This window comes from Rhizorhabdus argentea, assembly GCF_037861105.1.
GTDB classification, from domain to species: Bacteria; Pseudomonadota; Alphaproteobacteria; order Sphingomonadales; family Sphingomonadaceae; genus Rhizorhabdus; species Rhizorhabdus argentea.
The window spans coordinates 32,785-45,314 of the sequence record NZ_JBANFK010000020.1 but is presented as its reverse complement, the minus strand read 5'-3'; the positions used below and the strand labels follow the sequence as shown (position 1 = coordinate 45,314).

The following is a 12,530-nucleotide window of genomic DNA, read 5'->3' as shown; positions in this document are numbered from 1 at the left end:
ATGTGCTGCCCGCCGCGCCTCGGGGGGCACCTGGCGCATAAGTATTGCCGCAGAAGAGTCACGGTACTGGGTGTTGCGTGGCGGTATCCTGCTCCCGTTGCGATTCGTCCTGCCCCGCCTGCGCGGGAAGGGATTCCGGCGGATGGAGATGGTCCATTGGCGAGGTTGATCGGACGGGAAATCGCCGACGACATGGTCGGCACGAGCGCCGCGGACGAGATCTACGGGCGCGGCGGCAACGACCGTATCTGGGCGTCGCTGGGCGACGACTATGTCGAGGGCGGCGTCGGGAACGATACGCTCTATGGTGAGGCCGGTGCGGATTTCCTCAAGGGTGGTGCCGGCAAGGACTTCCTCCTGGGCGCCGCCGGCAACGACAAGCTGGATGGCGGCGAGGATGACGACCGTTTGTCCGACCTGTCGGGCAACAACATCTTTTCCGGCGGAAACGGCAGCGACCTGATCGAGGCCGGCAACGGGCATGACCAGATATTGGGCGATGCCGGCAACGACACGATCATGGCGGGAGACGGTCGCGACTATATCGACGGATCGGCCGGCAACGACGTGATCTACGCGGGCGGCGGCGACGACGGCTTCTACAACGAGATCAATCCCGCCACCGGGAAACTGACCACCCAGGCCGTCGGCGGCGGGGCGGGCGACGACCTGATCTATGGCGAGGCCGGCAACGACAAGCTCAAGGGACAGGCCGGCGACGATGATCTCTTCGGCGGCCTCGACAATGATCGCCTCGATGGCGGCGACGGCAATAATTATCTGGACGGCGGGCCCGGCAACGACGTGCTCTCCGCCGAATATGGCATCGACGCGCTATACGGCGGTGACGGCGGCGATATCCTGCAGGCCGGCGCCGGCGATGACCGGCTAGACGGCGGCGACGGAGCGGACTCGCTCTATGGCGAGACAGGCAACGACCTCATCACCGGCGGGCGGGGCGACGATCTGCTGATGGGCAGCGACGGCGACGATCTGCTCCATGGCGACAGCGGTGCCGACAGGCTTTATGGAGACGCAGGCGCGGACCAGCTGTGGGGCGGTGCCGGAGCGGACTGGTTCGCGTTCAGCCGTCTGGGCGCGGCTTCGGGCGACAGCATCCAGGATTTCGAAGACGGGGTGGACTATATCCGGCTCGAAGGCCTCGGCATCGGGCAATATGTCTCTGGCGGGGCGCCCGGAACGGTTTTCGCGCAGGATCTGGCCGATGGCAGCGTTCAGCTGCTGGCGGTCACGTCGAGCGGCGCGGCTTTCCGAATCGATGTCGCGGACCCGCTCGGAACATTGAGCGCCGCCAGCTTCTCGGCTTCCGACTTCCTTTTCGCCTGATCGCGCAGGGCCAGAGCGCGTCCAGGCAGACTCGCGGCTATTCGCTCGCCGCGGCTGCCCCGTCGCACATCCACGCCGGAACCAGCGCATCGCCGAGCTTGTCGACCGAGCGCCGCTCGACAGTACCGTCCGGCAGCACCACCAGCCGCCGATTGACCTTGTTGCGCCAGTTCATGCGCGCGGTGTTTTCCTGGCCGACATAGCAGCCCTTGGTGAAGCTCACCCCGTGCAGCAGATCGGCATTGCATTCGAGCCAGAGATTCTTGTCCGAGCCGAGCTCCGCCACCCCTTCGGGCACGCCAAGCGACAGCCGATGCTCGCGCCAGCCGGTCGCCGCTCCATCGGGCGCCGCGATCCACCGCCGGCCGAGCGCGGCCAGACGCGGGTCCGGAACGCCCTGGCTGCCGTCGAGCGCCCAGTGCACCGCCAGCGCCGGTTCGCGCGCGATGACGATCGGCTTGCGCAGCCGGTAGAGCGACAGCCGCCGCGCCAGCGCATCGGCCTGGCTCTCCTCGCAGTCGATCAGCAGATCCTCGCCATCCGCCCATATGAGGAAGTCGAACAGGGCCTTGCCCTGCGGCGTCAGCAGCCCCGCCCAGACCGGCAGCGTGTCGCCTACGTCGTTGGTGACGAGCCCCTGGAGGAAGTCGCGGACCTCCGGCCCGGAGAGACGGATGAGCGCGCGATCGATCAGGGTGGTATCGGACATGGCACGAAGGTAGGAGCTATTGCGCGCGAAGTTAAGCGGTGCATGTCGGCGATGGCGGCCCCGGCCTCCGCCGGGCGACGAGATGAATAATTGGCGAGGCTCTGATGACCTACGATCTCCTCCTGAAGAACGGCACCGTCTGGACGGTGGGCGGTCCAGTGCAGACCAGCGTCGGCATCCGGGACGGCAGAATCGCCGGCATCGGCGTCGCCGGTGACGCGGGCGAGACGATCGACTGCACCGGCCTGGACGTGCTGCCGGGCGTGATCGACAGCCAGGTCCATTTCCGCGAGCCCGGGCTCGAGGCCAAGGAGGATCTCGAATCGGGTAGCCGCGCCGCGGTGCTCGGCGGGGTCACCGCGGTGTTCGAAATGCCGAACACCAAACCCAATACCGACTCGGCCGAAGCGGTCGCCGACAAGTTGGCGCGCGCCAAGGACCGGATGTGGTGCGACCATGCCTTCTATGTCGGCGCGACCGCGGCCAATGCCGAGCAGCTCGCCGAGCTGGAGATGATTCCCGGCACGGCGGGCGTCAAGATCTTCATGGGCGCGTCGACCGGCGATCTGCTCGTCGCCGAGGACGAAAATCTGGCGCGCGTGCTGCGCTCGGGCAAGCGCCGCGTCGCCATCCATGCCGAAGACGAGGCGCGGATGATCGCGCGGCAGGGCGAGCGCATCGAAGGCGACCCGTCGAGCCATCCGGTCTGGCGCGACGACGAAAGCGCGCTGCTCGCCACCCGCCGCATCCTCAGGATCGCCCGCGAGACCGGGCGCAGGATTCACATCCTCCACATCACCACCCCGGCCGAGCTCGCTCTGATCGCGCAGAACAAGGACATCGCCACCTGCGAGGTCACCCCGCAGCACCTGACGCTGGCCGGTGAGGAGGCTTATCCGCGGCTCGGCACCTATGCTCAGATGAATCCGCCGATCCGGTCCGCCGCCCACCGCGATGGACTGTGGGACTATCTGCGCCAGGGAGTGCCCGACGTGCTCGGGTCCGACCATGCGCCGCACACCAAGGACGAGAAGGCCAAGGTCTATCCGGCATCGCCCAGCGGCATGCCCGGCGTCCAGACGCTGCTGCCGCTGATGCTCAATCATGTCGCCGAGGGCCGTCTGACGCTCCAGCAGCTGATCGAGCTCACGTCTGCCGGCCCGCAGCGCGTATTTGGGCTGCGCACCAAGGGCCGTATCGCGCTCGGCTATGACGCCGACTTCTCGATCGTCGATCTCAGGGCGCGCTGGACGATCGCGGAGGACTGGCTGGCGTCTCGCTGCGGATGGTCACCGTTCACCGGCATGACACTGACCGGCAAGCCGGTCGGCACGATCGTTCGCGGGCATCGGGTGATGTGGGACGGCGGTCTCGCCAATGCAGCGATCGGCACGCCGATTCGGTTCGACAGCGTCGCGCTGGCTTAGGCTCTCGATCGCTCCCGGATCGCCCCAATCCCATTCGCTATCCGTCATCCCGGCGAAAGCCGGGACCCAGACGCGCAACGTCGCATGCCGAGCGAAGAGGCTGCGGTTATGGGTCCCGGCCTTCGCCGAGATGACGATCCGAATTACGTTCGTATGATCAAGAGAGATGATTCGGTTGGTGGGATTGAGCTGACCAAGCCCGGCTCTGCAGTCGGTCCCGGCCAAGCCGCAGCTTAACGCAGGATAGAACCCGCTCGCCGCGTTGCAGCAACTTGTTAACCTTTTGCTCTTCCCTCTCGCCGAAAGGAGTGGCTACCAGACGCCTACGGGATCGGGTGGGGACTACCAGATGACGAAAACGATGCGCGCAATTGTCGGTTCGATGCTGCTTGCCTGCATGGCTGTCGTGCCCGCTGCCGCCAACGCCCAGATGCTCCAGTGTGCGCCCTTCGCCCGCATGTTCTCCGGCATTCAGCTGTTTGGCGCGGCCGCCGCATGGTGGGACCAGGCCGCGGGCAAATATCTGCGCGGCAACAACCCTGCGATCGGCTCGGTCATGGTATTCAAGGCGATCGGCTCGATGCGCTCGGGCCATGTCGCCACCGTTACCCAGGTCGTCAGCGAGCGTGTCATCAAGATCACCCATGCCAACTGGTCGATCATCAACGGCCGCCGCGGCCAGGTCGAGCGCGACGTCACCGTCGTCGATGCCTCGCCGCGCAACGACTGGAGCCAGGTCAAGGTCTGGTTCGCGCCGATCGGCAAGGTCGGCAACAAGGCCTATCCAGTCAACGGCTTCATCTACAATAACGGCAAGTCGACTGCGAGCGCCATCTCCGAGGTCAACGGCCAGGAGGGATAAGGGCCCTTTATTCGGTCCTCAAACGCCGGGCGGCCAGCATCCGCTGTCCTTGGCTTCCTCGCATTAAGCTCGGGCGCCGTCGCGCTTGCGGGCCTCTGACGAGGCCCGGCGCCGAGCTGAGCGTCCGAGTGGCGCAAACAATCCACCCCTAATCCCAGTCGACGATCGTCCAACCCCGCGCCTTCGCCACTGCGCGCAGGCCCTGGTGCGGATTCGCCGCGATGGGCTCGTCGGCCCATTCGAGCACCGGCACATCGGAGACATGGTCCGAATAGAAGCGGATATGGCAATCGCTTCGATCGAGCCCTTCGAGCCCCATCCACGCCTGGATCATGCGGAGCTTCGCAGGCCCATAACAGTTCTCGCCATCGACCTTGTGGCTGACGAAATCGTCGAGCCCCTTGATCGTCGAGGTCGCGATGACGTCGTCGATCCCCAGCTTCGCCGCGATCGGCTCGACCCATAGCCGCGACGACGCGGTCGCTAGCACGAGCCGCCGCCCGGCGGCGCGGTTTTCGGCGAGGCTTTCGAGCGCCTTACGATAGCTGTTCCGCGTCACCATCTTCTCGGCGAAGCTCTCGGCGACCGGCCTCAGCCTGGCAATCCGCATGCGCCCGATCAGCATCGCCTGGTTGAGTTCCTTGACCCGCTTGCGCTCGATCAGCCGCGCCGCATAGGCCAGCATCACCAGCACCGCGAAGGGCACGAACACCAGCCGCCACGGCGCCAGGCGGAGCGCAGCATGGATCATGAACGGGGTGAAGGTGCCGGTCCGGGTGATCGTCCGGTCCATGTCGTAGATGGCGAGCTCGGTCATGCAATGGCCTTAGGCGATTTGCTGGCATAAAGAATATGGGAACCTTCGCATGCGGCCAGGATTTCATTTCGGATGCTTGCCGATCTCCAGCTTTTCGACCACTTCTGGGCGCCATGAACGCGCCAGCGGATTTCGAGTTACACGAGGGAACCCTGCGGTTCACCGGAGAGCTCACGCTTGCCCGGATCGGCGACCTGCCGCAGCGGCTCGCGGGGCTCGGCGAGATCCCCAGCCGGATCGACCTCGGTGCTGTCGACCGCATCGACACCGTCGGCGCCTGGCTGGTCCACCGCATCGCCCGCGATCATGACGCCGAGGTGGTCGGCGCGGACCAGGATGTCTGCCATCTTCTCGAACAGATCGCCGCGGCCGACAAGCCGCTCAAGATCCGTCCGGACTCCAGCCCGCCCTTCCTGCGCGTGCTGCGCGAAATCGGCGACGCCACCGCGGCGGCGGCCTATTCTCTGGTCGGCCTGCTGGCTTTCTTCGGCGCCACCGTGATCGGGTTGTGGGGCCTCGTCACCCATCCGCGGCGGTTCCGCTTCAACGCGATGGCCCGGCAATTTGAGGTGGTCGGCGTCAAGGCGCTCGGCATCATCGGCTTGATGAGCTTCCTGATCGGCATCGTCATCGCCCAGCAGGGCGCGGTCCAGCTCCGCCAGTTCGGCGCCGAGGTGTTCGCGATCAACCTGATCGGCCGGATCACGATCCGCGAGCTGGGCGTGCTGATGACGGCGATCATGGTTGCCGGCCGCTCCGGCAGCGCCTTCGCTGCGCAGCTCGGCTCGATGAAGCTCGCCGAGGAAGTCGACGCGATGCGCACGATCGGCGTGTCGCCGATGGAGGCGCTGATTCTGCCGCGGGTGATCTCCACCGTGTTTCTGATGCCGCTGCTCGGCTTCTATTCGGCGGTCGTCGCGATCGTCGGCGGCGGCATATTCTGCTGGATCGACCTCGACATCCCGCCGATCACCTTCGTCCAGCGGCTGCAGGAGGTGGTGCCGCTGACCGATCTGTGGGTGGGATTGATCAAGGCGCCGGTGTTCGGCCTGATCATCGCGATGTCGGGCTGCTACCAGGGCATGCAGGTCCAGGGCAATGCCGAGGAGGTCGGCCTGCGCACCACCGCATCGGTGGTGCAGGCGATCTTCCTGGTAATTGTGCTCGACGCGGTGTTCGCGGTGTTCTTCAGCTCGATCGGGTGGATCTGATGGCACGGCTCAACACCGCCGAGGGCGACACCATCATCCACGTCTCGGGGCTCAGGAACAGCTTCGGCGATCAGGTGGTGCACGAGGGGCTCGACCTCGATGTCCGCCGCGGCGAGATATTGGGGGTGGTCGGCGGTTCCGGCACCGGCAAGTCGGTGCTGATGCGCTCGATCATCGGCCTGCAGACCCCGATCGAGGGTGACGTCGAGGTGTTCGGCGAGCCGATGATCGGCCGCGAGGAATATGAAGCGAAGCAGGTTCGCAAGCGCTGGGGCGTGCTGTTCCAGGGCGGTGCGCTGTTCTCGACCCTGACCGTGGCCGAAAATGTCCAGGTTCCGATCCGCGAATATTACCCGCAGATCGATGCGCAATTGCTCGACGAGATCGCCGCCTACAAGGTCGCGATGACCGGGCTTCCGCCCGAAGCCGGGCCTAAATATCCCTCCGAACTGTCGGGCGGCATGCGCAAGCGCGCCGGCCTGGCCCGGGCGTTGTCGCTCGATCCGCAGCTGCTGTTCCTCGACGAACCGACCGCGGGGCTCGATCCGATCGGCGCCGCCGCGTTCGACGAACTGATCCAGGCGCTCCAGCGCACGCTCGGCCTTACCGTCTTCCTGATCACCCATGACCTCGATACGCTCTATGCGATATGCGATCGTGTCGCGGTGCTCGCCGACCGGCGGGTGATCGCGGTTGGAACGATCCCGGAACTATTGGCGTTGGACCATCCGTGGATTCAGGAATATTTCAACGGCCCGCGGGGGCGGGTTGCATCGGACGCGGCCAAACGCGAAGCGGCGAAGGACAGCAGGGCATGACGGACTGATGGAAACCCGGTCGAACCATGTGCTGGTGGGCGGCGTCGTGCTGGCCCTGCTCGTCGGACTGCTCGCGTTCATCGTGTGGCTGGCGGGTTTCAACACCGCCACCGAGCAGCGCTATGACATCTTCTTCAAGACCTCGGTCGACGGCCTCGCCAAGGGGTCGCCAGTGAATTTCTCCGGCGTTCCGGTGGGCAAGATCCAGGAGATCAAGCTGCTCCCGGACAGTCCGGAATTCGTCCGGGTGCGGATCTCGGTCGATCAGGAGACGCCGATCCTGCAGGGCACCACGGCAACCATCGCGGGAGTCGGCTTCACCGGGGTCAGCCAGATCAATCTCGATGGCGCGATCAAGGGCGCCCCGCCGATCGTCGAGCCGGGTCCTTATGGCGTGCCGGTTATCCCGACAAAGCCCGGTGCACTCGGCGAACTGCTCAATTCCGCGCCCGAGCTGCTGAACCGCATATCGGCGCTGACCGAGCGGCTCACCGACCTGCTCAACGACAAGAACCAGAAATCGATCAGCGGCATCCTCGCCCATGTCGAGCAGCTCAGCGGCGATCTCGCCGACCGCGGGCCCGAGATCGCCGCGTCGGTGGCGCAGCTCAAGGTCACGCTCCAGCAGGCGGGCGACGCCGCCGCGAAGATCGGCGACTTGGCCGAGACGACCAACGGGGTAATGTCGAGCGACGTCAAGCCGGCGATGGCCAATCTCAACCGCGCCACCACAGCAGCCCAGCACACGATGGAGTCGCTCGATCAGGCGATCACCGACGCAAGGCCGGGGGTGAAGGCCTTCTCGACCCAGACGGTGCCGCAGATCAACCAGCTCGTCCGCAACCTCGCCGAGATGTCCGAGTCGCTCAACGCAATCTCGGCCAAACTCGATCGCGGCGGCGCCGGCGCGGTGCTGGGCGGGGGCAAGCTGCCCGACTATAAGGGACAATGAGAGTGAAGATGATCCGCCCGCTCGTCGCCATCGTGCTGCTCGCCACTCTGTCAGGGTGCATCAGCCTCGGCGCCAAGCCACCCAAGGCGCTGCTCAGCCTGACATCGGACGCGCGCGTGCCCGCCGATCAGGGCAAGTCGACCCGCGACGCCCAGGCAATCGCCGTCTCCATCCCGGTCCTGCCCGCAGCGCTGCGCAACCAGCGGATCGCGGTGCAGAGCGGCGCCGCCTTCGCCTATCTTCCGAAAGCCGCCTGGGCCGACACGCCCGCGGCGCTGTTCCGTGCCGTCCTCGCCGAGACGATCGAGGCGAAGACGGGCCGCTTCGTGCCCGACCAGCGCAACGGCGCGATCATGCCTGACACGCGGCTGGCCGGTACTTTAGCGGCCTTCCAGCTGCTCGGCGGGCAAGGCAAGGTGCTGGTGATCTTCGACGCGACGCTCACGACCAGCGGCTCGGACATTCTGAAGACCAGGCGCTTCGAGGCGACCTCGCCAGTTGCGGAGGAAGATGCCGCCAGCGTCAGCGCGGCGCTCAACCGCGCCGCCAATGCCGTCGCGGGCGACGTGGCGACATGGGTGGGCAGCTGATAACCGCCGCGCCGCCGCCCAGACTATCCTATTTCTTGTCGACGAAGGCCGTCAGCCGCGCGAATTGTCCGCCGATCACCTGATCGACGATCGGCGCATAGCCCTGCCCGCCACCCGGCATGTAGCCGCCGAGCGCGTAGCTCAGGCTCACCGCAGTGCCGCTGCCCGACGGCTTGAGCTCCCAGGTCATCGCGCCCGCGACGCCCATCGACTGAAACGGCCCGAGCGCGCCCTGCAGGCGTAGCAGGCGGTTCGGCATGATCTGCACGACGCGCATATGCTCCACCGCGCCCTTCGCCTGCGGCACCTTCTCGCAGAAGCAGCCGCCTGGCGTTGGATCGAGGGTCAGGTTGGCCCCATCCTGAGAATAGCTGTGGGTCATGTCCCACCAGCGGCCAGGCGCGATCAGCGCTGCCCAGACGGCGGGCGGCGACGCCGATACGGTTGCGGAGAACGCCACTACGAAGCCGCCGCTCTCGACTGCCTTGACCTCGGCCGGGGCAGGCGAAGCCGCCGCCAGTGCCAGGCCGGCAAGGATCCGAACATATCTCATCCCGACTCCCCGATCGTCAGCGCCGCAACTTCGCACATAACAAACCGCCCGTCCCTCCCGAAGGAGAAACGGGCGGCCTTAGGCCACGGACGATCGGGGGGAAGTCCGCGGCAGCTAAGCGTCAGCGGGCGATCATCGCCACCGCTGTGACCTGGTTGGGATGAAATCCGAACTCGACGAGCCGGTGCTTGAGATCGGAAGCGTCCGCCCGGTCGCGCACGCGGCCGACGAAGCGGCGCAGGGTTTCGAGCCGTGGGTCGGCCAGCGGGAGCTTGGGGCGAATCCCGTTGCTGCCCTCGACCAGCCGGCCGAACCATCCGCGCCGGCGCGTCTCGGCCGCCTCGCGCATCGCCAGGCTGACCACCTTCCACTCGAGCGCCGACAGAGGGGGTGTCGAAGCGTCGGTTTCGGCCTGGATCGGCATCGCGATAGTCATGTCTTCCTCCGATTCTCACCTATTGTTATCTGCTCAGACGAACAGCTTGGCTGTGATCTCCGCCACATGTTTTCCCTGAAATCTTGCGCCATCCAGCTCGATCGCGCTCGGCTGGCGCGAGCCGTCGCTGCCGGCGATGGTGGTGGCGCCATAGGGGGCGCCGCCCTTGACCTCGTCCACCCCGGTCTGGCCGGCGAAACTGTAGGGCAGGCCGACGATCACCATGCCGAAATGGAGCAGGTTGGTGATGATCGAGAACAGCGTCGTCTCCTGCCCACCATGCTGCGATCCGGTCGAGGTGAAGGCGGCACCGACCTTGCCGTTGAGCGCCCCGCTCGCCCACAGGCCGCCGGCGCCATCGAGGAAAGACGCCATCTGTCCAGATATGCGTCCGAAGCGGGTGCCGGTGCCGATGATGATCGCATCATAATCTGCCAGTTCGGCCACGGTCGCGACCGGCGCCGGCTGATCGAGCTTGAAGAAATTCTTCTGGGCGATCTCGAGCGGAACCGTCTCCGGCACGCGCTTGACGTCGACATGGGCGCCGGCGCTGCGCGCGCCATCGGCGACGGCGTGCGCCATCGTCTCGATATGGCCATAGGTCGAATAATAGAGAACTAGGATCTTCGGCATCTGCTTCACTCCGAACATGTTGACGGAAAGGACGGCCCCGAGCCTTGGCCCGGGGCGGTCCACCGGATTCAGGCTACGTCCACCAACACGATCTCGGCGTCGTCGAGCGCCTTGATGCTGATCGCGTCGAGATCGGCGATGGCGACGCCATCGCGGGGGGAAACCGCGACGCCGTTTACCTCGATGCTGCCGCGGGTCGGCACCAGATAGGCCTTGCGATCCCTGCCGATCGCCTGCTCCACCGTCTCGCCGGCGGTGATGGTGGCGCCCAGCACCCGGGCATCGGCCCGGATCGGCAGCGCGTCGTCATCGCCCTCGATGCCGCTCGCCAGCGTCACGAAGCGTCCGGCACGATCGCCCTTGGGGAAAGGCCGTGCACCCCAGCTGGGCTTTTCGCCCCGCTTGTCTGGAATGATCCAGATCTGGAACAGGGTGGTTTCGACATCCTCCTCGTTCTTTTCCGAATGGACGATTCCGGTGCCAGCCGACATCACCTGGACGTCACCCGCCTCGGTGCGGCCTTCGTTGCCCAGGCTGTCGCGATGGGTGATCGCGCCGGAACGGACATAGGTGATGATCTCCATGTCATTGTGCGGATGCGGCGCGAAGCCGGTGTGCGGGGCGATGGCGTCGTCGTTCCAGACGCGCAGCGCACCCCAATTGACCCGCTTGGGATCGCGATAGTCGGCGAAGGAGAAATGATGCTTGGCGTCGAGCCAGCCATGCTTGCCGCCACCGAGCGAGGAAAAGGGCCGAACTTCGATCATGTCGTCTACTCCTGTGCTGGGCCGCCGCAGCGGCTCGTTGAGGACAATCTAGGGTTGCAGGTCAGCAAATAAATGGAGATGATCGAAACCCATCGTTTCCAAAATAGGCAATGTCATATGGCGCACCTTCCGGACTTCGAGGCATGGGCGATCTTCGCCAAGGTCGCGGAGATGGGCAGTTTCTCGGGCGCGGCCGACGATCTGGGGCTGTCCAAGGCGACGGTCTCCAAGGCGGTATCCCGCCTGGAGCTGCGGCTGGCGACGCCGCTATTCCACCGCAGCTCGCGCAAATTGTCGCTCACCGACAGCGGCCAGCTTGCTCAGGAACGCGCGGCGCAAATGCTCGCCGATGGCGAGGCGATCGAGGAAGCGATCTCCGAGCGCGGAGCCGCCCCCCGCGGGCTGGTTCGGCTGGCAGCGCCGATGTCGTTCGGGATCGCGCATCTCGGGCCGATCCTGCCGCTGTTCCACCAGGCCTATCCTCAGGTCACCGTCGAGCTCCATCTCTCCGATGCGCGCACCGACCTGATCGAGGAGGGATTCGACGTCGCCTTGCGCATCGGCCAGCTCGAGGATTCAGCGCTGAAGGCGCGGCGGCTGTTTCCGGTGCGTTTGCCGCTGGTCGGCGCCCCGGCCCTGTTCGACAGGCTCGGCCGCCCCGAGCATCCGCGCGACCTGGTCCGCTATCCGATCTTCGCCTACACCCATATGCGCACGCCGGGCCGCCTGCATTTCCGCCATCCCGAGCAGGGCGAATTCGCGATCGAGGTCAAGGGCCCGATCCGCACCAACAATGGCGACGTGCTGCTGGACGCGCTGCTCGCCGGGATCGGCATCGTCCCGCTGCCGGACTTCCTGGCCTGGAAGTGTCTGGGCGAGGGGCGGCTCGAAGAGGTGCTTTCCGACTGGTCGATGGGTCCGATCAGCGCGCTGCATGTGGTGACGCCGCCCACCGCGATGCGCCCGGCCCGAGTAAAGGTCCTGATCGACTTTCTCGCGGCGGCGTTCCTCAAACCACCCTGGATGACAACCTAGCGCCTCGCGGGCCGCTCGTAACGAGAGAGGTGGCGGACCGGCCCCGGCTTGGCTAAAGCCCTCGCACCAGCTTTTCCCTTCGCATCATCCGGACGACATCATGACCGACACCCTGCCCGACCGCCTCTCGATCAACCCTGCCAGCCCGCATTATAATGGCGAGCTGCTCGAACGCGGCATCGGCATCAAGTTCAAGGGCGCCGAGAAAACCAATGTCGAGGAATATTGCGTGAGCGAGGGATGGATCCGCGTCTCGGTCGGCAATACCCGTGACCGCAAGGGCAATGCGCTGACGATCAAGTTGAGCGGGCCGGTCGAGCCTTATATCAAGGACGCGCCCCAGGACAGCGGCGACAGCGCGGAAGGCTGACCG

General features: G+C 66.0%; 15 protein-coding genes. 9 read left to right on the top strand and 6 right to left on the bottom strand.

What is annotated here, in order from left to right; genetic code table 11:
- Positions 1–156 precede the first annotated feature (156 nt).
- A complete protein-coding gene (locus AAC645_RS16130) occupies positions 157–1,347 on the top strand; it encodes a calcium-binding protein (RefSeq protein ID WP_340317511.1) in 1,191 nt (396 codons plus the stop codon).
- 37 nt (positions 1,348–1,384) lie between these two features.
- Here the strand turns inward: AAC645_RS16130 and ygfZ are convergent, their stop codons facing one another.
- Positions 1,385–2,056 (bottom strand): CAF17-like 4Fe-4S cluster assembly/insertion protein YgfZ, encoded by a 672-nt coding sequence (ygfZ, locus tag AAC645_RS16125; RefSeq protein ID WP_340317509.1) that lies wholly within the window; start codon positions 2,054–2,056, stop codon positions 1,385–1,387.
- Between the two features lie 104 nt (positions 2,057–2,160).
- On the opposite strand from ygfZ, the gene AAC645_RS16120 reads away from it, so the two are divergent.
- Positions 2,161–3,483: a dihydroorotase gene (locus AAC645_RS16120; protein WP_340317507.1), complete on the top strand. Its 1,323-nt coding sequence runs from the start codon at positions 2,161–2,163 to the stop codon at positions 3,481–3,483.
- Positions 3,484–3,832: 349 nt separating this feature from the next.
- Positions 3,833–4,345, top strand: coding sequence for a CHAP domain-containing protein (locus AAC645_RS16115; RefSeq protein WP_340317505.1), 513 nt, complete (start codon positions 3,833–3,835; stop codon positions 4,343–4,345).
- A gap of 148 nt (positions 4,346–4,493) precedes the next feature.
- Here AAC645_RS16115 and AAC645_RS16110 read toward each other — a convergent pair whose 3' ends face one another.
- Complete coding sequence (locus AAC645_RS16110; protein ID WP_340317503.1) at positions 4,494–5,162, bottom strand: HAD family hydrolase; 669 nt, start codon at positions 5,160–5,162, stop codon at positions 4,494–4,496.
- Positions 5,163–5,275: 113 nt separating this feature from the next.
- Here AAC645_RS16110 and AAC645_RS16105 point away from each other — a divergent pair, with 113 nt between their 5' ends.
- The 4 genes from AAC645_RS16105 to AAC645_RS16090 are packed head-to-tail and all read left to right on the top strand — an operon-like array spanning position 5,276 to position 8,733.
- Positions 5,276–6,373 (top strand): ABC transporter permease, encoded by a 1,098-nt coding sequence (locus tag AAC645_RS16105; protein ID WP_340317501.1) that lies wholly within the window; start codon positions 5,276–5,278, stop codon positions 6,371–6,373.
- Complete coding sequence (locus AAC645_RS16100; RefSeq protein ID WP_340317500.1) at positions 6,373–7,191, top strand: ABC transporter ATP-binding protein; 819 nt, start codon at positions 6,373–6,375, stop codon at positions 7,189–7,191. The genes AAC645_RS16105 and AAC645_RS16100 overlap by 1 nt, the downstream gene beginning before the upstream one ends.
- Positions 7,192–7,198: 7 nt before the next feature.
- Positions 7,199–8,143 (top strand): MlaD family protein, encoded by a 945-nt coding sequence (locus AAC645_RS16095; protein ID WP_340317499.1) that lies wholly within the window; start codon positions 7,199–7,201, stop codon positions 8,141–8,143.
- 8 nt (positions 8,144–8,151) lie between these two features.
- Positions 8,152–8,733 carry an ABC-type transport auxiliary lipoprotein family protein gene (locus AAC645_RS16090; RefSeq protein WP_340317498.1) on the top strand — a complete coding sequence of 194 codons (582 nt, stop codon included), beginning with the start codon at positions 8,152–8,154 and terminating at the stop codon, positions 8,731–8,733.
- A gap of 28 nt (positions 8,734–8,761) precedes the next feature.
- Here AAC645_RS16090 and AAC645_RS16085 read toward each other — a convergent pair whose 3' ends face one another.
- The 4 genes from AAC645_RS16085 to AAC645_RS16070 form a co-directional block, all read right to left on the bottom strand.
- Positions 8,762–9,286 carry an SRPBCC family protein gene (locus tag AAC645_RS16085; protein WP_340317496.1) on the bottom strand — a complete coding sequence of 175 codons (525 nt, stop codon included), beginning with the start codon at positions 9,284–9,286 and terminating at the stop codon, positions 8,762–8,764.
- A 121-nt stretch (positions 9,287–9,407) separates the two neighbouring features.
- On the bottom strand, positions 9,408–9,722 hold the full coding sequence (locus AAC645_RS16080) for a hypothetical protein (RefSeq protein ID WP_340317494.1): 315 nt from the start codon (positions 9,720–9,722) through the stop codon (positions 9,408–9,410).
- A 33-nt stretch (positions 9,723–9,755) separates the two neighbouring features.
- The gene (gene wrbA, locus AAC645_RS16075) at positions 9,756–10,355 is read right to left on the bottom strand and encodes an NAD(P)H:quinone oxidoreductase (RefSeq protein WP_340317493.1); all 600 of its coding nucleotides are present in this window, start codon (positions 10,353–10,355) and stop codon (positions 9,756–9,758) included.
- Between the two features lie 68 nt (positions 10,356–10,423).
- A complete protein-coding gene (locus AAC645_RS16070; protein WP_340317491.1) occupies positions 10,424–11,122 on the bottom strand; it encodes a pirin family protein in 699 nt (232 codons plus the stop codon).
- A gap of 117 nt (positions 11,123–11,239) precedes the next feature.
- Here AAC645_RS16070 and AAC645_RS16065 point away from each other — a divergent pair, with 117 nt between their 5' ends.
- Together AAC645_RS16065 and AAC645_RS16060 are read left to right on the top strand one after the other, a co-directional pair.
- Complete coding sequence (locus tag AAC645_RS16065) at positions 11,240–12,157, top strand: LysR family transcriptional regulator (protein WP_340317489.1); 918 nt, start codon at positions 11,240–11,242, stop codon at positions 12,155–12,157.
- Between the two features lie 100 nt (positions 12,158–12,257).
- A complete protein-coding gene (locus AAC645_RS16060; RefSeq protein ID WP_340317487.1) occupies positions 12,258–12,527 on the top strand; it encodes a DUF3297 family protein in 270 nt (89 codons plus the stop codon).
- Positions 12,528–12,530: the final 3 nt, after the last annotated feature.

Bases quoted from the DNA above. Each gene is read 5' to 3' on its own strand.
- AAC645_RS16095 (WP_340317499.1), top strand. From the start codon at position 7,199: ATGGAAACCCGGTCGAACCATGTGCTGGTGGGCGGCGTCGTGCTGGCC.
- AAC645_RS16060 (WP_340317487.1), top strand. From the start codon at position 12,258: ATGACCGACACCCTGCCCGACCGCCTCTCGATCAACCCTGCCAGCCCG.
- AAC645_RS16085 (WP_340317496.1), bottom strand. From the start codon at position 9,286: ATGAGATATGTTCGGATCCTTGCCGGCCTGGCACTGGCGGCGGCTTCG.
- wrbA (WP_340317493.1), bottom strand. From the start codon at position 10,355: ATGCCGAAGATCCTAGTTCTCTATTATTCGACCTATGGCCATATCGAG.
- AAC645_RS16080 (WP_340317494.1), bottom strand. From the start codon at position 9,722: ATGACTATCGCGATGCCGATCCAGGCCGAAACCGACGCTTCGACACCC.
- AAC645_RS16100 (WP_340317500.1), top strand. From the start codon at position 6,373: ATGGCACGGCTCAACACCGCCGAGGGCGACACCATCATCCACGTCTCG.
- AAC645_RS16065 (WP_340317489.1), top strand. From the start codon at position 11,240: ATGGCGCACCTTCCGGACTTCGAGGCATGGGCGATCTTCGCCAAGGTC.
- ygfZ (WP_340317509.1), bottom strand. From the start codon at position 2,056: ATGTCCGATACCACCCTGATCGATCGCGCGCTCATCCGTCTCTCCGGG.
- AAC645_RS16090 (WP_340317498.1), top strand. From the start codon at position 8,152: ATGATCCGCCCGCTCGTCGCCATCGTGCTGCTCGCCACTCTGTCAGGG.
- AAC645_RS16070 (WP_340317491.1), bottom strand. From the start codon at position 11,122: ATGATCGAAGTTCGGCCCTTTTCCTCGCTCGGTGGCGGCAAGCATGGC.
- AAC645_RS16110 (WP_340317503.1), bottom strand. From the start codon at position 5,162: ATGACCGAGCTCGCCATCTACGACATGGACCGGACGATCACCCGGACC.
- AAC645_RS16120 (WP_340317507.1), top strand. From the start codon at position 2,161: ATGACCTACGATCTCCTCCTGAAGAACGGCACCGTCTGGACGGTGGGC.
- AAC645_RS16115 (WP_340317505.1), top strand. From the start codon at position 3,833: ATGACGAAAACGATGCGCGCAATTGTCGGTTCGATGCTGCTTGCCTGC.
- AAC645_RS16105 (WP_340317501.1), top strand. From the start codon at position 5,276: ATGAACGCGCCAGCGGATTTCGAGTTACACGAGGGAACCCTGCGGTTC.